12 protein-coding genes are annotated in these 17,300 nt (G+C 56.1%); 4 read left to right on the top strand and 8 right to left on the bottom strand.

What is annotated here, in order from left to right:
• Nucleotides 1–249 precede the first annotated feature (249 nt).
• Entirely contained in the window at nucleotides 250–1,089 is an 840-nt protein-coding gene (locus SACSAC_RS08995) for an AraC family transcriptional regulator (RefSeq protein WP_037285465.1), read from the top strand.
• A 535-nt stretch (nucleotides 1,090–1,624) separates the two neighbouring features.
• Here the strand turns inward: SACSAC_RS08995 and SACSAC_RS09000 are convergent.
• The gene (locus SACSAC_RS09000) at nucleotides 1,625–2,404 is read right to left on the bottom strand and encodes a helix-turn-helix domain-containing protein (protein WP_037285467.1); all 780 of its coding nucleotides are present in this window, start codon (nucleotides 2,402–2,404) and stop codon (nucleotides 1,625–1,627) included.
• A gap of 311 nt (nucleotides 2,405–2,715) precedes the next feature.
• On the opposite strand from SACSAC_RS09000, the gene pyk reads away from it, so the two are divergent.
• Entirely contained in the window at nucleotides 2,716–4,131 is a 1,416-nt protein-coding gene (gene pyk, locus SACSAC_RS09005; protein WP_037285469.1) for a pyruvate kinase, read from the top strand.
• A 298-nt stretch (nucleotides 4,132–4,429) separates the two neighbouring features.
• Nucleotides 4,430–5,722 carry an N-acetylmuramoyl-L-alanine amidase family protein gene (locus tag SACSAC_RS09010; protein ID WP_051506996.1) on the top strand — a complete coding sequence of 431 codons (1,293 nt, stop codon included), beginning with the start codon at nucleotides 4,430–4,432 and terminating at the stop codon, nucleotides 5,720–5,722.
• A gap of 312 nt (nucleotides 5,723–6,034) precedes the next feature.
• Here SACSAC_RS09010 and SACSAC_RS26990 read toward each other — a convergent pair whose 3' ends face one another.
• Nucleotides 6,035–7,705, bottom strand: coding sequence for an ATP-binding response regulator (locus SACSAC_RS26990; RefSeq protein WP_051506997.1), 1,671 nt, complete (start codon nucleotides 7,703–7,705; stop codon nucleotides 6,035–6,037).
• Nucleotides 7,706–7,928: 223 nt separating this feature from the next.
• A complete protein-coding gene (locus SACSAC_RS09020; protein WP_037285472.1) occupies nucleotides 7,929–9,443 on the bottom strand; it encodes a methyl-accepting chemotaxis protein in 1,515 nt (504 codons plus the stop codon).
• Nucleotides 9,444–9,760: 317 nt separating this feature from the next.
• On the opposite strand from SACSAC_RS09020, the gene SACSAC_RS09025 reads away from it, so the two are divergent.
• Nucleotides 9,761–11,482: a DEAD/DEAH box helicase gene (locus tag SACSAC_RS09025; protein ID WP_084777984.1), complete on the top strand. Its 1,722-nt coding sequence runs from the start codon at nucleotides 9,761–9,763 to the stop codon at nucleotides 11,480–11,482.
• A 187-nt stretch (nucleotides 11,483–11,669) separates the two neighbouring features.
• Here the strand turns inward: SACSAC_RS09025 and SACSAC_RS09030 are convergent, their stop codons facing one another.
• The 5 genes from SACSAC_RS09030 to nirB form a co-directional block, all read right to left on the bottom strand.
• Complete coding sequence (locus SACSAC_RS09030; RefSeq protein WP_037285474.1) at nucleotides 11,670–12,158, bottom strand: DinB family protein; 489 nt, start codon at nucleotides 12,156–12,158, stop codon at nucleotides 11,670–11,672.
• 153 nt (nucleotides 12,159–12,311) lie between these two features.
• Nucleotides 12,312–13,076 carry a uroporphyrinogen-III C-methyltransferase gene (gene cobA / locus SACSAC_RS09035; RefSeq protein WP_037285477.1) on the bottom strand — a complete coding sequence of 255 codons (765 nt, stop codon included), beginning with the start codon at nucleotides 13,074–13,076 and terminating at the stop codon, nucleotides 12,312–12,314.
• Nucleotides 13,073–13,936, bottom strand: coding sequence for a formate/nitrite transporter family protein (locus SACSAC_RS09040; protein ID WP_037285481.1), 864 nt, complete (start codon nucleotides 13,934–13,936; stop codon nucleotides 13,073–13,075). The genes cobA and SACSAC_RS09040 overlap by 4 nt, the downstream gene beginning before the upstream one ends.
• A gap of 469 nt (nucleotides 13,937–14,405) precedes the next feature.
• Nucleotides 14,406–14,762, bottom strand: coding sequence for a nitrite reductase small subunit NirD (nirD, locus tag SACSAC_RS09045; RefSeq protein WP_037285484.1), 357 nt, complete (start codon nucleotides 14,760–14,762; stop codon nucleotides 14,406–14,408).
• Nucleotides 14,759–17,245: a nitrite reductase large subunit NirB gene (nirB, locus tag SACSAC_RS09050; protein WP_037285486.1), complete on the bottom strand. Its 2,487-nt coding sequence runs from the start codon at nucleotides 17,243–17,245 to the stop codon at nucleotides 14,759–14,761. Before nirB ends, nirD begins: the two co-directional genes overlap by 4 nt.
• Nucleotides 17,246–17,300: the final 55 nt, after the last annotated feature.

The following is a 17,300-nucleotide window of genomic DNA, read 5'->3' on the forward strand; positions in this document are numbered from 1 at the left end:
ACTATAACGGTAACGCTTACAGGAAGACATGGAGTAATGGAAGGTTTATTTGTTATAATGTAAGAACAAAGATCGTCACCGCAATTAGCGACTTCAAATAACGAGGATCGAAGGCCGGACGGTCCAACCGGCTTTCGATCCTTTCCCGGGAGCGGATTCAATCAAACGATGTTTGTTCCCAAGTATACGCTTCGTCAAGCTCCCGGGAGCGATTCTAATCGAATTTGGCAAATGAAAGGAGCACCACTCATGCCAGCCGAACAATTCACCCATACTTCCGAGGAAACCCGCATGCAGAGCGAGCTTTCCCTCCTCTTCTACGGTCGCGAGGAATGCGCGCCCGCACATTCTTGGGGGCCCGCGCTGCGCGATGCTTTCATTCTTCACTATATCTATAGCGGCAAAGGCATCTTTCGCTCCGAAGGACGCGAATACCCGCTCTCGGCCGGGCAAGGTTTCCTGATCGTGCCCGATACGCTCGTTCACTACGAGGCGGACGCCGACGATCCGTGGGTCTACGCCTGGATCGGGCTGCGCGGACTGCATGTCCGCGCGCTATTGGAGCGGGCCGGGCTGACGGCCGGTTCGCCGGTATACGCGGCGGCGGACGTGTCGCCGTTCGAGCGCTTTTACGCCGGGCTGCTCGAGGCACGCGAGCAGCCCGGCGGCGACCTGCTGGTGCAGGCGGAGGTCTACCGCCTGCTGGCCGCGCTGGTCGCCGGCGCGCCGAAGCAATCGGCGCGCGCAAATACGCCTCCCCCGGCGAGGGAGGCGCATTTGTCCAAGGCGGCCGCCGTGATCGAGAACGGCTACAGCCGCAAGCTCGGCGCTGAAGATATTGCCAGCGCCGTGGGGCTTGACCGTACGTACCTGTCGAGCCTGTTCAAAAACGCCTACGGCGTTCCGCTCCAGACCTTCCTGCTGCAATACCGCATGCGGCGCGCACGAGAGCTGCTGCGCAATCCGTCGCTTTCCGTCAGCGACGTCGCGAGATCCGTCGGTTATCCGGACCCGTTTCTGTTCTCCAAGATGTTCAAACGCGTCTGCGGCGTGTCGCCGACTGCTTACCGCGAGCAGCCGGAGCCGTAACTCTTCGCAACGACGGCAGATGGATACCTGCAAATATCCATTTATTTTCGTCTTTTCTGTGCATTCACAGAAAATAAAAGCATATATCCATTTAAATAAGCCTTTTTAAACCAGATTGCGATGTATCGCTCTAAATAAATGGACCTATGCAGGTATTTGCTTTTCTCATTCTTATATGTTCGGATTAACTGGATTTTCGTATTTATTTCAACGTTATACGGCGCAGATGCGCATATGTCCGGCAAATGACTCGCACGCTGACCGTGTTTCGATATGAGGTTTACTTTCGAATATAGTCTTTCGGCTTTCAAAAAGGTCAACGGCGTCTGTCGCGGCAACGATAACCCACCTACCCAGCTCGAGTAAATACGCTATTCGTCGAGCCGCCCCGCCTACTCCTTATCAACGCTAAAAGTAAGGTTATGCCCGCCGGAGATTTCGTACCTAACACGTGCACGAAGTCTCCAACGGAAACCCGCCTAAAGCGTGTGGGTTTCCAGCGAACATCATCCTATGATTAAGAGTCGATAATGGACTACTCCCGCCGATCCTTCAACAGTGCCGAAGGCGAATCGCCCGTAATCTTTTTGAACATCCGATAAAAATACGAGGCATCCTTATACCCCAGAAACTCCGCGATCTCCGCCGCATTCAGCCTGGATTCCTCCAACATATAGACGGCGCGCTTCATTCGCTGCCGATGCACGCATTCGCTGATCGTACGTCCGGTCACTTCCTTGAACAGCGAAGCGGCGTAATTCGGCGTGCGGTTGATGACCTCGCCTAGCACTTCTTTCGTGATCTTTTCCCGATAATGCCGCTCCACGTGACGCTTCATATGCTCGACATGCCGCTGCTTCTCGCTCTGAATCAAACCGCGGTCGAATTCCCGGCTAATATCGATCAGCAGTTCCGTGAGAATCGACTGCGCCATCAGCTCGTAGTACGACGGCCGATCATTCCATTGTTCGCGCAAAACACGAATTCGCTCGTGAACCGACTCGTAGCGCCCCAACCGCCTTTTGTAAGGCCGATCGTGTCGAAGCAAGGGGAGCGCGCCGGCATCTTCCGCCGATACCGTGAAGCCGACAACCGTTTTCGTATGCGTCAGCGTCGGTACGCTTTTCCCGTAATAGGGAGTATGCGCCGGGATCAGCAGCACGTCGCCGCGTTCCATAATATTTCGTTCTCCGTCCACCCAGTAGATGCATTTTCCGTATGTCGCCAGTGTAAGCAAATAACAATCTTTTCCCGTCTCGGCTTGTTCGTACCATTCCGCCCCGTTGTCCTGATGCACGTCTTCCACTTTTGGCATAAGCGTTTCCCTCTCGTCGTACTATGTTTCCTACATTGTACTATATGTCATTTCATCCTGCCTGCCCCGGCGGTACAATAACTTTAAAAGGTTGTTGTAAGCGCCAATCAATCCGTGAATAACGGGTATACAATAAAAGAGCGAATCTGGTGCGTATTCCGTGTCGGTTGCTGCGTGCGTCTGTCGACCGCGTGCTTAATCGGACCGAAAACGCTCCAATCTTCCCGACGCCGAGCACGCGATGATCTTCAAGCTTCGGGAGGAACAACAACCCCCAAGCTCAAGAAAACCCGAGGAGGCTTTTACTGACTATGAAAACCAAGATTGTATGTACAATGGGACCTGCTTGCGACACTGTCGAAATGCTGAAGGAAATGATTACATCCGGTATGACCGTTGCCCGCCTGAACATGGCGCACGGCGAACCGGCCGACCATAGCGAACGTATTCGCAAAGTCCGTCAAGCCGCGGCAGAACTGAACACCTTCGTACCGATCATGATGGACATTAAAGGACCGGAAGTACGCATCGGCAAACTGCAAGACGAATTCGTTCAACTGGACGCGGGCAGCGAACTGATCCTCACGACCGAACCGGACGTTCTCGGCACGGCAGATCGCATCGGCGTTAACTATCCGAAGCTGAACGAAGACGTAAAAGTCGGAGACCGCATCCTGATCGACGACGGCCTGATCGCGCTGGACGTACTGAAAATCGAAGGCGGCGAAATCTACTGCACGATCTTGAACGGCGGACGCTTGAAACCTCGCAAAGGCGTGAACCTGCCGGGCGTTAAAACCAGCCTGCCGGGCGTAACCGAGCGCGACGTGATGCATATCAACTACGGCCTGAGCGAAAACGTTGAAATTATCGCGGCTTCCTTCGTGCGTAAAGGCGAAGACATTCGCGAGATCCGCCGCATCCTTGCCGAAAAAGGCGCCGAGCACGTTCAGATCATCTCCAAGATCGAAAACCAAGAAGGCATGGATAACCTGGACGACATCATCGAAGCCTCCGACGGCATCATGGTGGCCCGCGGCGACCTGGGCGTCGAAGTGCCGGTACAGGACGTTCCTGCCGCGCAAAAACTCATGATCGACAAATGTAACCTGGCAGGCAAGCCGGTTATCGTAGCGACCCACATGCTGGAATCGATGCAGGTCAACCCGCGCCCGACGCGTTCCGAAGTCAGCGACGTGGCGAACGCGGTTCTGCAAGGCGCGGACTGCGTGATGTTGTCCGGCGAATCCGCTGCGGGTAAATACCCGCTGGAATCGGTTCGCACAATGGCGGCCGTTGCAGCCAAAGCCGAAACCATGATCGACTACGACGTACAATTCAACAGCAAACGCGCTCTGCACCTGAACGACATCACTGAAGTGGTGAGCCAAAGCTCCGTTAACGCTTCGCTCGTTCTCGACGCGGCAGCCCTGATCATTTCGACGGAGTCGGGCTTTACGGCGCGCATGATCTCCAAATACCGTCCGAAAGCTCCGATCATCGCGGTGTCCCAACATGAAAAAACGCTGCCGAAAATGAGCCTGCTGTACGGCGTTCTTCCGGTCAAAGGCGAAGCCGTGACCAGCACCGACGAAATGTTCGAAGCGGCAACGAAAAATGCGCTCGAAGCGGGCTACATCAAATCCGGCGATACCGTGGTTCTGTCCGCAGGGATTCCGATCGGGCAAACCGGCAACACCAACGTGATGAAAGTTCAACAAGTCTAAGCTTAAACATATAGGTTTGATCCAAAGTCCTGTCGGCGCTTAGCCGATAGGGCTTTTTTTCTGCTGGTTATATCCAAAAAATGAGCGACTCCCGTTAGGATTCCAATTCCTCCTAATCATTCAGCCTCTTTCACACATTTTTTTGAGTATATCGAACCATTTTTGCTGAAAAGCGTATCTTTTCGCGTCGAAATGGGTACTATGAAATGAAACTATGGGCACTGACGATACCTACTTTTATAATCTTTGATTTTTGCGATCAATCCTTAATGAAAATGAACAATGCGGAGGTACATATATGAATTCAATCAAACGTTCGGTGAGCGTAAGGCGAGATATTCAGGCGAACGCGAGAAAAGTCGGCGAGCCGATTCCTGCTTTTCGCCACAAAGGTCTGGCCTCGCTGACGCTGGCAGCCGGTATCGGCGCGGCCGTCTTGGCAGTTGCACCAGGCGAAGCCCACGCAGGCAATGGCTATACCGCCAAAGTCTATACGGACTCACTGAACGTGCGCAGCACGGCAGGACCGGATACGCCGGTCGTCGGCTCGCTGCGCAGTGGCGATGTCGTAACCGTCACCGATGAAAATCTGGGCTGGCTTAAAGTTGAAAATGCTTCGACGTCGGGCTGGGTAGCCGGTTATTATTTGAAGCGCGAAAACGGCTCTTCGGCTTCGGCGACTGTAAACACGGCCTCTTCCACTTCTGCCGCTACAGGTTCGATCGCGGCTTCCAGCAGCGTATCGACCGGCAGCAAGGCCCTTGTAACCGCCAATTCCGTCATTATTCGCAGCGGACCCGGCAAAAGCCACGACCTGCTCGGCTCGGCGAACCGCAACGATGCCGTTACCGTATTGGATCAGCAAAGCGGCTGGTCGCGCATTCAAACGTCTTACGGCGCTTACGGCTGGATTTCCACCAAGTATTTGCAAGGCGGGAGCAGCGCAACGGTCAAGGCCGCCGTTCAAACCCAAAAGGCAGTCAACGTAAGTACGGCCGCAGCCCAAGCTCCAAAAGCCGATACCAGCTCGATTCAATCGGGCAGCCTGCAAGGCAAACTGATCGTACTTGACCCCGGACACGGCGGCAACGATCCCGGCACAATCGGTACCACATACGGACTGGTCGAACAGGAATTAAACCTGCAAACAGCGATGTACGTGCGCGACTATCTCGTTTCGCGCGGCGCCCGCGTCGAAATGACGCGTACCGAAAGCGGACAACGCCCTTCCCTGGCTTCCCGCGCCCAACTTGCCCCTTCATTGGGAGCAGACGCGTTCGTCAGCATCCACTACAATTCGGCGTTGAGCGCCTCGTCCAACGGAACGTTAGTCTGCTTCTATTCCGAATCGAAGGATTTGGAACTGGCCCGCGCTATGGAAGCCCCGCTCAAAGGCGGCACGGGCATCCGCAGCAACGGACTCGCCTTCGGCAACTTCAAAGTCATCCGCGAAAACAGCGTCCCGGCCGTCCTGCTCGAAATGGGCTTCTTGTCCAACGCTTCCGACGAAGCCACCATCTCCAGCGCCGAGTACCAAAAAAACGCCGCCAAAGCCATCGCCGACGGCCTCCAACTCTATTTTTCAAACTAAATAAAACGCCCCCAGCGCATTCTCTGCAAATCAAAAAGCCCGACTCCAAGGAGTCGAGCTTTTTGCGTGTCCCGAAAGCCAAACGTAGCTGGAAGCGAGAAGACGGAGAGAAAAATTCAGTGAAATACAGGATTTCGAAGAAAAACTGCGGTAACATTCAGTTCTATGTTGACGCCTTTGAACTTGGAAAACCTACAACTAAAATTTCAATCCAGTTTTTCAAGTGAGACAGCGTTTTGAACGAATTTTTCTCGCAGTCTGCTCGCTTCCCCGCCCACGTGACTTTCAAGACAAGCCGAAAGCCCGACTCCTTCAAGGAGCCGGGCTTTGTTTGATTGCCGATAATGCGCTGTACAACTGGAATCGGCGCAGCGGCTTGAACACCGTAAAACGCACGTTGTCCAAGTCTTGCAAATCCGGCACCGTTCCGAGCGGAGCCAGCAACGCCACCGGCGGCGCTTCGGGGAGCGCGGCAATTCGGCGGGCCAGATCGAAAAAGTGCACGTCGAGCAGCACCAGATCGAATTTGTCCCGCCCCAACCATTCCAAAGCCGCTTCCGCCGTGCGCACGCCTACGGAAAAAGCGCCCCATTCGGATAATAATCGTTCAAGCACGGACAAGGCCGAAGCGTTATCGTCGACGCTGAGCACGCGGAGTCCGTCCAACCGAAGAGGGGCGGCCGGCCCCATATCGAATTCCGCATACGGGGCAAAAGGCAGCGCGACAAGAAACTCCGTTCCCAGGCCGGATTCGCTGCTCACCGTGATTCTCCCGCCCATCAGTTCGATCAGATTGCGCGTGATGACAAGACCCAGGCCGGTTCCGCCGTAACTCTCTTTGCTGTCGTTTCCGTGCACTTGATAGTAAGTCTGGAACAAGCCGTCCAGCTTGTCCGCCGCAATGCCGATTCCCGTATCCCGTACCGTAATCTCGAGGCGGATCTCGCCGTCCGCGCTCCGGTCGCTTTGACGGACCGCGACGAGAATCTGGCCCTTATGCGTGAATTTCACGGCATTTCCGAGCAGGTTAAGCAAAATTTGCCGCAGCTTGCCGGCATCTCCCTGAACGAACATCGGCAGCCCGTCTTCCACGTCCAAAATCAGTTCCACCCTTTTTTCGATCGCGCGCGGAGCCATCAGCGAAGCCACGTCCTCGATGGTGGAAACGGGATCGAACAAAGACACGTCGATGCTCTGCTTGCCGGCTTCGAGCTTGCTGAAATCCAAAATATTGTTCGCCAGCGTCAACAGGAACTCGTTGCTGGAACGAACCATATCCAGATACTGCTTCTGCTCCTGCGTCAGCTGCGTCGTCGCCAAAAGCTCCGACATCGCAATGCTTCCGTTGAGCGAATTGCGGATCTCGTGCGTCATGAAGGCCAAGAAATCGGCTTTCTGCTGCGTCGACTGCTTGGCGGCCTGCGCCTCCCCGCGATAAGATTCCGCCATCGCTTCGACGTGGCGCTTGTCTTCGGCCAGCCGCCCCAAATCCTGCTGGTCCGATTCGTTGCGGCGTTCCAGCTCCGCGATGTAAGACAGGAACAACGCCATTGACGTTACCAACTCCAGATCCGCATCGGAAAAAGCGCCTTCGGCGCCCAAAGCGGCCAACCCGCCGAACTTTCGCCCGTTGGAATACGAGATCGGGAAGCCGATCAAGCCGTATTCGCCGGCGGCGTCCGTTCCGGTTCGCGTCCGGGATTGATCTTGGGTCAGCGGATGCTTGGACGTTTGCGGAATGACGACCGGCACGTCCCAATGCGCTCCGGTCCAGTCGGCGAAATAAGCCGGATCGAAGCAAATTTCCTGTCCTTCGACGACAAGGACTTTATTGCGGTTGAACACTTTGACGACCGTGCTGACCGAACCTTCGCTGGATACGACCATCACGGAAGCCGCGTCGAGACGATTGCTGAGCAGATCCACGACATGTCCGGCCGCTTCAGCGAAATTCCTAAAAAAATTCCGATTGCCGCCCGCCATTCTGGCACCTCCCGCTGGCCGGAGTAAGTAACTGTATGCCCTCACTATAACTGAAAAGCCAAACAAAAAAAACGCCCGAAGGCGTTATGAATGAATTATTTTCCTCCATCATCATAGATGATGGTTTTTTTCGGTTCTTCAGTTGTCACATTTCCTTACAACCGTTCAAAATCGGCGCGTTTTCGATCATTCAAATACACTCCTTGCATTCGTTCACCGAGGACTATCGCAACGTTTCGGTGAACTCGACCAAGTCGTTTGCTTGAGCGCGTACTTCGACGATCGAGGCATTGACCTGCTGCGTCATCGCCGCCTGCGCCCCCGTCAGCTCGGACATCGCTCCGATATTGTTCAAGATGCGATCGATCTGCTCTTTCATCTCGTTCAAGCTGTTTCCGATATTGCCGGTCGCTTCCGCGCTGTTCACGGCAAGCTTGCGAACTTCGTCGGCAACGACGGAAAAACCGCGGCCGGACTCGCCCGCGCGCGCAGCCTCGATCGCCGCGTTCAATCCGAGCAAATTGGTCTGTTCTGCTACTTCCTTGATAAAACTGGAGATATTCTGCGTTTCGTCGGCGCTCGTTTTGGCGCGATTGGCCGCTTTGGTCGATTTGTTTTGCATATTCACCAAAGCCTGCGCGCCTTCGGCGATCGAGTCGATGCCGGTCACCATGTCTTCGATCGCCCGCGACAGCAGCGCGATTCGTTCGCCGACCCGATCAACCAAAGCCTCTTTGTTTTTCTCCAACGTGATTTCGCGCAGCGTTCCGGCCAAGCGCAGCGGCACGCCGTTCGCGTCGCGAACCGTCGCTCCGCTCGCTTTGTACCACCGGTATTGTCCGTCCTTGTGACGAAGACGATACTCCTGATCGAGATCCGCGCGGCCGCTGTAATCGTTCAGATAATCGGCCAAACCCTGCTGTGCCGCTTCCGCGTCTTCCGGATGCAGATTCGAAGCCCAGCTGTCGAGACGGTTCGGAAGTTCTTCGACGCCGTTGTAACCGAGCATGCGCCGGAATTGGTCCGAGAACCAGATCTCGTTGCGCGGATTCACGGGATCACCCGCGATGACCGTCATGTCCCACGGCGATTCCGTCAGCGCCTGATTGATCAGGTCGTAACGCGTCACCAGCCCGTCGAGCTCGTTCTCGCGCAGCTTTTTGTCGTGGATATCGAACAATGCGCCGACCACGCGAAGCGGAACGCCGCTCTCGTCGCGCATGGTCGTGCCCGTCGCGCGGAACCAGCGGTATTCGCCGTTTTTGAGCATCAGCCGATACTGAACGTCGTAAGGCGTGCGGCCCGAATGATCGTTCAAGTGCGTCGCCAATATGCCGACGACTCGCTCTTGCTCCTCGGGATGCAAACGGGAAGCCCAACTATCAAGAATGTTCGGGAAATCGCGTTCGCCCGAGAATCCGAGCATGCGTCGGAATTCGTCGCTCCATGTGAACGCGTTATTCGGATTGACCGGGTCGCCCGCGATAACGGTCATGTCCCACAGCCCGACCTCGATCGCTTTCGAAACCAGATTCAAGCGAAGCTCGGCATCTGCCGTTCGCAGAGCCGACAGCCCGAGTGTCGCATTCAAATTTTCGGCGATTTCGCGCGCTTCTTCCGAAGCATGCGCCGATTCCAATTGACCGCCTGTAAAGCCTTGCTCAGCCCGCTTTCTGAGTTCCCTGCTTGCTTCAAGCAGCGAGGTAACGGGATTGATTCCGGAAGTTCTAAACAACATTGCGAGTTCCTCCTTGGATGTCCGGCAGCACGGTGCGTAACCCGCAGTTTTTCCGGTCGATATTCGGCAGTTGCCGTTAAGCAAGCCAATAAGCTCTACTATAAACCATGATACCGATCAAACCTAAAATCTTTGCGTCATATCGAAAAGAACGCCCGCCTCCGGATGGATTTACTCGAAAGGGCTCTATTTAAATTTGCGATTCTATGTTAAAGTTGTAAGTTGCATCACTCTGTGATTTTTCGATAAAAAAATTCCCGCATCGACACCAACGACGCGGAATCCCATAGATTTTTTTCATATAAAAAGGAGCCATCATGACATTTAACGATTTGAATCTGATCCCTTCGATCCTCAAAGCCCTGCAAAAAGAAAACTATACATCTCCGACGCCGATTCAACAGCAAGCCATTCCCGTTGCCCTAGAAGGTCGCGACGTGCTGGGCTGTGCCCAAACCGGAACCGGCAAAACGGCTGCATTCTCGCTTCCGATCATTCAACGCCTGTCGGGCGGCGCTAATCCGACGGCGGCCGGAAAACGCCCGATTCGCTCGCTGATCTTGACTCCGACGCGCGAACTGGCGATTCAAATTTACGACAATATCCGGGCTTACAGCCGTTATACGGATCTGCGCAGCCAAGTGATCGTGGGCGGCGTCTCGCAGACTCCGCAAGAGCGCGAACTGAAGCGCGGTACGGACATCTTGATCGCGACGCCGGGTCGTTTGCTCGATCTGATGAACCAAAAGCACGTCAACCTGGACTCCATCGAAATCCTGGTGCTCGACGAAGCGGATCGCATGCTCGATATGGGCTTTATTCGCGACGTGCAGAAAATCATCGCTAAAGTTCCGGCCAAAAAACAAACGCTGTTCTTCTCGGCCACGATGCCTCAAGAGATCGCCGATCTGGTCGATTCGCTGCTGGTCAACCCGGCCAAAGTCGAAATCACGCCGGTCTCGTCGACGGTCGACCGTATTCGCCAAGCCGTTTATTTGGTAGACAAGCCGAACAAACAGAAGCTGCTGAACGATATTTTGAAAGACGCTTCGATCGAATCGGCGCTCGTGTTCACGCGGACCAAGCACGGCGCGAACCGCGTTGCGCGCCTGCTCGACCGTGCCGGCATCTCGGCGCTGGCGATTCACGGCGACAAGTCGCAGAACGCCCGCCAAACGGCATTGAACAACTTCAAAAACGGCACGACGCGCGTTCTCGTCGCGACCGATATCGCCGCGCGCGGCATCGACATCGACGAGCTGTCGCATGTGATCAACTTCAACCTGCCGAACATTCCGGAGACGTATGTCCACCGGATCGGCCGCACCGGCCGCGCCGGACGCGACGGCATCTCGATCTCGTTCTGCGAAACGGAAGAACTGCCATACCTGAAAGATATTCAGAAACTGATCGGCAAAACGATTCCGGAAGTGACCGATCACGCTTATCCGATGACAGGCGAGGCGCCTGCCGCTCCGCAGCCTGCGCAAAAAGGCCAACAACAAGGGCGCGGACGCCGCGGAGGATCACAGCCTGCACAAGATCAAGCCCAAGGACAGTCCCGGCAAAACGCCGCAAAATCTGCGCCAAAGACCAAAGCTCCGCAAAACGGAAGCAGAGCTGCAGTAAAGTCTCCGGCAGCTAAAAACGAGGGGCGTCCGAACGCGCCGAAGAAAACGACGGGGAAGCCTGATACTCCGCAAACGGCGGGCCAAGCTCAAGCCGCTGACAAAGCTCCTGTACCAGCAAGCACCAAGCCGCAGCATGTTCCGAAGAATCGTCCGGCAGGCCAACCTGCACGCGCGAACGGCAGCAAGCCTGCCAATGCTCAAGCAAGCGGCGAAGCCAATCGCAACCGCGCGCCGAAAAACGGACCGCGTTCCGCAGCCGACGGCAAACGGCCGCGCACGGGCGGACGTCCGCAGCCGGGCACGGCAGCTTCGGCACGCGCCAGCGCCAACAAAAAGTGGACGGACGGCCAATGGGCTGCCGATACCCTGTACCGCGCCAGTTACGGCCTTTCGGGCGATAAGGCATAACAAGCTTTGCTTGTTATGATCTTTGCGGCGGTTCGGCAGAAAAGGCTTTGACCTTTTTCGTACTGCTTTTTATTACTTTAATGAATATTCAAAAAGCGCGACGTTTTGCCGCGCTTTTTGTGCTGTCCGAAAGTTTGACTTATGTTGTTCGCCTTGTGCCCGCAACGTGATCCCGGTATTCGGCCCGTTACATGTACAACATCGAAAAATGAAGCTCGTGTCCCAATTGCTTGAGATAGTTGTACAACTGGGAGCGATGATGGAACAAGTGGGTCAACGTCTCGATCTGCCATTGAATCTGGGTATGTCCGGACTCGGCGTAGAACGCTTTGGTGGAACGGGTCATCAGATCTTCAAGGCTCAACGAAGCGATGTAAGCTTTATACTGCTCGAAGCTTTCGCGCAAGGCGGCAGCCAAAAGCTCCGGATCGGTTTCGTTGTCCAGGCTGCTTTCGATCGCACCGACTTCTTCCGCATTGCCTTCTTGCATGATTTTCAAGTCGCTCCGCGGCACCAAGGCCAAATGACGAACCAATTCAGGCAGCGAGCGCATATTGTCCTGCGGGCGGTAACTCCAGTCTTCCGGACGGATGAGACGGATCAACGCTTCTCCGGTACGCACGCCCGTTTCGAGTTCAGTCAGCAAGTGATCACGGATTTGCAAAGCTTCGTTCATATTATCTTCTCCTCTTTTTGGGAAATGGACATTGTCTTCAGTATAAAGGGAATCTTCATTGCGAACAAGTGTTTGTTTTTGTACCATAAAAAAGCCCGGCTTTATGCAAGCCAGGCTTTTAAAGCTATAAAAAGACAACTTCTTCGCACCGGTTCACACGATATTCCGGTTCTCCCATTCCGACGGCCGCAGCATCTCTCGCACGCCGACGGTATCGCCGATTAGCAGCATGGCCGGATTGCCCACGTTCAGGGCAACAGCCAGCCTTGCGATGCTGCCCAATGTCCCGGTGACCACGCGTTCGGCTTCCGTCGTCGCGTTTTCGATCAAGGCGGCAGGCGTACTCGCATCGCGGCCGTGCCGGATCAGTTCGCCGCTGATTTCTTCCAGGCGCGAAACGCCCATATAGACGGCCAAGGTATCCGCGCCTTGCGCCAGCAGATCCCAGCGAACCGGAGCATCGGCTTCGCCGCAGCGGCTTCCGGTGACGACGGCGAACGAAGCGGCCGTACCCCGGTGGGTGAGCGGAATGCCTGCCGATGCGGATGCGCCGGAAGCCGAAGTCACGCCGGGCACGATCTCGAACTCGATTCCCGCCTTCGACGCCGCCAACGCTTCTTCCCCTCCGCGCCCGAACACGAACGGGTCGCCTCCTTTCAACCGTACGACTTGATGTCCCACTTTCGCGTAATCGACGATCAGGCGGTCAATCTCGCTTTGCGTGAGCGCGTGGCGCCCGGGAGCCTTGCCGCAGTAGATTTTGAGCGTTCCCGGCGGGCAATGCTCCAGCAGCTTATCGCTAACAAGGCGGTCGTACAGCACGACGTCGGCCTGTTCCAGGCGACGCAGCGCTTTGACCGTAATCAGTTCCGGATCGCCCGGTCCCGCACCGACGATTGAAATTTTTCCACGGCTCATACGCTTTTCCTCCAAGCAGGCAGATTTAAAGGCTTTTGTTCGGTTTCGACGGATGACGCAGGAACCGCTTCGCCTCGTCCTTGCTTCAATCCCCAATACAACAGCAGGCCCGTAAACAAAGCACCGCCCGCGAAGTTGCCGAGCAATACCGGAATGCCGCTCCAGACCAACCAATCCATGCCGCTGACGTTCGCGCCGAGCAGCATGCCTGCCGGGACGACGAACATGTTGACGACCGTATGCTCGAACCCTTGTCCGAAAAAGATCAGGATCGGCAGCCACATCGCGAATATTTTGCCGCCGGTCGATCTGGACGTCATCGCCATGACCGCGCCGAGCGTGACCATCCAGTTGCAAAGAATCGCCTTGACGAATACGAGCAGCATGCCGGACGCGCCGAGCGTCTGATAGGCGAGCGTTTTCGCTTCGGCCGTGCCGACGAGGGTCGCGATTAACGGATTGGATAGATCCGTTCCGGCTTTGGTCGCGACGAACGCGTAGGCGAGGGCATACAGACCGCAGCCGAGCAGATGACCGACGATGACCCAGAAATAGTTTTTGAGCATCGCGGAGACGGTTGTCTTTTTCTCCAGGACGGCCAGCGGAATCAGGGCGAAGCTGCCCGTGACCAATTCCAGGCCGAGCAGTACGATAATAACGAAACCGACGGGAAACAGGAGCGCGCCTACTATCGGGATACCGGTTTGGCCGGACGCCGTCATCGCCAGAGTAGTGGCGCAAGCGAGGATCGCTCCTGCCAAGCCGCTGCGAATCAACAACTGCGCGGCGGACAGTTCGGCTTTGGTCTTGCCCGCGTCGATCATGGTTTGCAGCACTTCGGTTGGTTTGACGTAGTCCATAAGGCATCGGCTCGCTTCCTGCAAATTTGGGAGACAGGGGGTGGCGGCTAGGAATAGATGAAATACCGGCCCCCGAAGCTCAAAGATTGTGTTTGAGTTGCATATTATGCAAGATTTTGTAGTCAAAAAGGGAATCTACAGGTACGAAGTTGCAAAAAACACAACAATTTTGCTCAATTCGCCGGAAGTCGCTTCGTTTTAACAAAAGAATATTGTATTTCGTACAGTTCGGGACAAGAAAATGGCGAAATAGAGCGATTAGCTTGCACTTTTTGCAACTTGCTTCAGCTTCATTGACGAAACGGCAGCGTAGCCTTACGAATTAGCTTCTTGCGGCACGCTTCGTTGATCATTCAGCAGCGTGAGGGTCTTAATCAAGCAAAATCAAGGTCTCAGACGCTTCTACATTGCTTTTTGGGACATGCAAGACAAAGATTAGTCTCAAATCGAATATCCGGAACGGCTCAGATCAGGCGATATGCGTATCGGTGCCGGAGGCGCCGAGCAGGGAAGCCGGTACAGTCAGGTAGATGGTGCCGTCGGCTCGGACTTCGGTCGGGAAGGTCTCGATGCAGCCTTTGTCGGGATCGAGGGCTTCGCCGCTGCGGAGGTCGATGCGCCAATCGTGCAGCGGGCAATGGACCACCGGGCCGCAGACCATGCCTTCGGAGAGCACGCCGCCCTTGTGGGGGCAGCGGTTTTCGACGGCCAGGATCTCGCCGTCGGACAGGCGGAACAGCGCGATTTCGAGACCGTTGACGTTGAGGCGGCGCGAGCCCAAAGGATCGATGTCGGTTAGCTTGCCTACTTTTACTTGTTGGCTCATGCGGATTCCTCCTCTTTGCGGTCGTTACGGTCAGCTGCGGATACGGATACCACTTCGGCGGCCGGGAGGCGTTCGAAGTTTTTGCGCAGTTCCGGTTCGTTGACGATTTGCTTCCACGGATCGACGGTGCGGTCCAGCGTGTCGCGCAGTCTCTTATGCAGCGCTTTGCGTTCGGCTTCGTCGCTGAGCACTTGTTTGACATGATCGAGGCCGACGCGTTCCACCCAAGGGGCGGTACGCTCGTTCCAGGTCGCGTTTTCCCGGTAGTATTGCAGGAACGCGCTGGCCCATTCTTCCACTTCGTCGTCCGTTTTGACGAAGCCCAGCAAGTCGGTTGCCCGAACGTGGATGCCTGCGTTACCGCCGACATGCAGTTCCCAGCCGCCGTCCACGGCGACGACGCCGAAGTCTTTGACGGTCGCTTCCGCGCAGTTACGCGGGCAGCCGGAGACGGCGAGTTTCACTTTGGCAGGGGCGTTCATGCGCTCGAAGGCTTTTTCCAAGCGCACCCCCATGCCCATCGCGTCCTGCGTGCCGAAGCGGCAGAAGGTGGAGCCGACGCACGTTTTGACGGTGCGGAGCGCTTTGCCGTAGCCGTGGCCGGAAGGCATGTCGAGCGCTTCCCAGACGCCGGGCAGGTCTTCTTTTTTCACGCCGAGCAGATCGAGACGCTGTCCGCCCGTGAACTTGACCAACGGAACGTCGAACTTCTCCGCGACTTCGGCGATGCGCTTGAGTTCGGTCGGTGAAGTGACGCCGCCGTAGATGCGCGGGATAACCGAATACGTGCCGTCTTTTTGAATATTGGCATGGTAGCGTTCATTGGCGAAACGGGATTCTTTCTCGTCCTTGTATTCCGCAGGGAACAGCATGCCCAGATAGTAGTTCAGCGAAGGACGGCATTTGGAGCAGCCTTCGTCGTTGTTCCATTCCAGCACGTTCATGACTTCTTTGACCGTTTTCAGGCCCATGCGCTTGATGTCGGCCACGATCTCGTCGCGGCTTAAGGTGGTGCATCCGCAGATGCCTTCTTTGACCGTCACGACGTCGTCGCCCGCATAGATTTGCAGCAATCCTTCGACCAGAGGCTTACAGCCGCCGCAGGAAGCTGAAGCTTTGGTGCAGCCTTTGATTTGGCCGAGACTGGTGCAGCCGCCTTCGATCGCGGAGACGATGTCGCCTTTAGAGACGCCGTTGCAGCCGCAGACGATCTCGTCGACCGGCATGGCTTCCAATCGCGCCGTGCCGCTTCCGCCGCCGCCCGATGCCAGCGCGTCGGCAGGCAGGCCGAGCAGCAGCTCTTTTTCGCGTCCGGCGATGCTTTCCCCGCTTTTGATCAGGGAGAACAACGAAGCGCCTTCCCCCGTCTCGCCGAACAACACCGCGCCGATCAGCTTGTTTTCCATAATGACGAGCTTCTTATATACGCCTTCGATCTCGTCCTGATACCGAAGCGCCCGAGCGCCTTCCGGTTCGACGAAAATGCCGCCCGAGAACACGTCGACGCCGGATACTTTGAGTTTGGTCGACGTGACCGAGCCTGCGTAACCGTCGACCGGAACGCCGGCGAGGCTTTTCGCCAGCACGGCGCCCTGCTCATACAGCGGCGCGACCAATCCGTAAGCGATGCCCCGGTGCTGCGCGCATTCGCCGACCGAGTAGATGCCGGGCACGTTCGTCCGCATATAATCGTCCACGACGATCCCGCGCTCTACGGCAAGCCCGCTGCGCTGCGCCAAAGCGACGTTCGGACGGATGCCGACCGCCATGACGACGAGGTCCGCTTCGAGCATGCTGCCGTCTTTGAACAGCAATCCTTTGGCGCGCTGCTTGCCGAGCACCGCTTCCGTTTGCTTTTTGAGCAGGAATTTCATGCCTTGGGCTTCCAGCTCTTTTTGCAGCATGATCGAAGCGGGACGGTCGAGCTGGCGCTCCATCAGGTATTCGTTGATATGAATAACGGTAACGTCCATGCCCAAGTTCAGCAGGCCTCGCGCCGCTTCGAGTCCGAGCAATCCGCCGCCGATGACCGCCGCTTTTTTGTGCTTGCGGGACGCTTCCTGCATGGCGACGCAGTCTTTGATATCGCGGAAGCCGATAACGCCTTCTTTGTCCGCGCCGGGAATCGGCAGGATGAACGCGTCGGAGCCCGTGGCGACGATCAGTTCGTCATAGTCCGCTTCGATGCCGCCTTCGGCGTAGACCCGGCGATTGTCGCTGTCGATCTTCGATACGGCCTGGCCGAGATGCAGCGTGATCCCGTTTTCCCGGTACCAGTCCAGGTCGTTGATCACGATCTCTTCCATGCTTGCGCCGCCGGCCAACACGGACGACAACATGATGCGGTTATAGTTCGGATGCGGTTCTGCGCCGAATATCGTAATATCGTACAGGTCCGGCGCCAATTTGAGCAGATGTTCGATCGTGCGGACGCCTGCCATGCCGTTGCCGACGAGAACCAATTTTTTGCGTTTGTTTGCCATATGGAATCGCTCCTTTTCGGGTCAGAGGGAGTATCGGAAAACACAAACAGCCCGC

This window comes from Saccharibacillus sacchari DSM 19268 (assembly GCF_000585395.1).
GTDB lineage: Bacteria > Bacillota > Bacilli > Paenibacillales > Paenibacillaceae > Saccharibacillus > Saccharibacillus sacchari.

What these genes read in the sequence shown, in the direction of transcription:
- SACSAC_RS08995 (WP_037285465.1), top strand. Translation starts at nt 250, where the DNA reads ATGCCAGCCGAACAATTCACCCATACTTCCGAGGAAACCCGCATGCAG.
- SACSAC_RS09000 (WP_037285467.1), bottom strand. Translation starts at nt 2,404, where the DNA reads ATGCCAAAAGTGGAAGACGTGCATCAGGACAACGGGGCGGAATGGTAC.
- pyk (WP_037285469.1), top strand. Translation starts at nt 2,716, where the DNA reads ATGAAAACCAAGATTGTATGTACAATGGGACCTGCTTGCGACACTGTC.
- SACSAC_RS09010 (WP_051506996.1), top strand. Translation starts at nt 4,430, where the DNA reads ATGAATTCAATCAAACGTTCGGTGAGCGTAAGGCGAGATATTCAGGCG.
- SACSAC_RS26990 (WP_051506997.1), bottom strand. Translation starts at nt 7,705, where the DNA reads ATGGCGGGCGGCAATCGGAATTTTTTTAGGAATTTCGCTGAAGCGGCC.
- SACSAC_RS09020 (WP_037285472.1), bottom strand. Translation starts at nt 9,443, where the DNA reads ATGTTGTTTAGAACTTCCGGAATCAATCCCGTTACCTCGCTGCTTGAA.
- SACSAC_RS09025 (WP_084777984.1), top strand. Translation starts at nt 9,761, where the DNA reads ATGACATTTAACGATTTGAATCTGATCCCTTCGATCCTCAAAGCCCTG.
- SACSAC_RS09030 (WP_037285474.1), bottom strand. Translation starts at nt 12,158, where the DNA reads ATGAACGAAGCTTTGCAAATCCGTGATCACTTGCTGACTGAACTCGAA.
- cobA (WP_037285477.1), bottom strand. Translation starts at nt 13,076, where the DNA reads ATGAGCCGTGGAAAAATTTCAATCGTCGGTGCGGGACCGGGCGATCCG.
- SACSAC_RS09040 (WP_037285481.1), bottom strand. Translation starts at nt 13,936, where the DNA reads ATGGACTACGTCAAACCAACCGAAGTGCTGCAAACCATGATCGACGCG.
- nirD (WP_037285484.1), bottom strand. Translation starts at nt 14,762, where the DNA reads ATGAGCCAACAAGTAAAAGTAGGCAAGCTAACCGACATCGATCCTTTG.
- nirB (WP_037285486.1), bottom strand. Translation starts at nt 17,245, where the DNA reads ATGGCAAACAAACGCAAAAAATTGGTTCTCGTCGGCAACGGCATGGCA.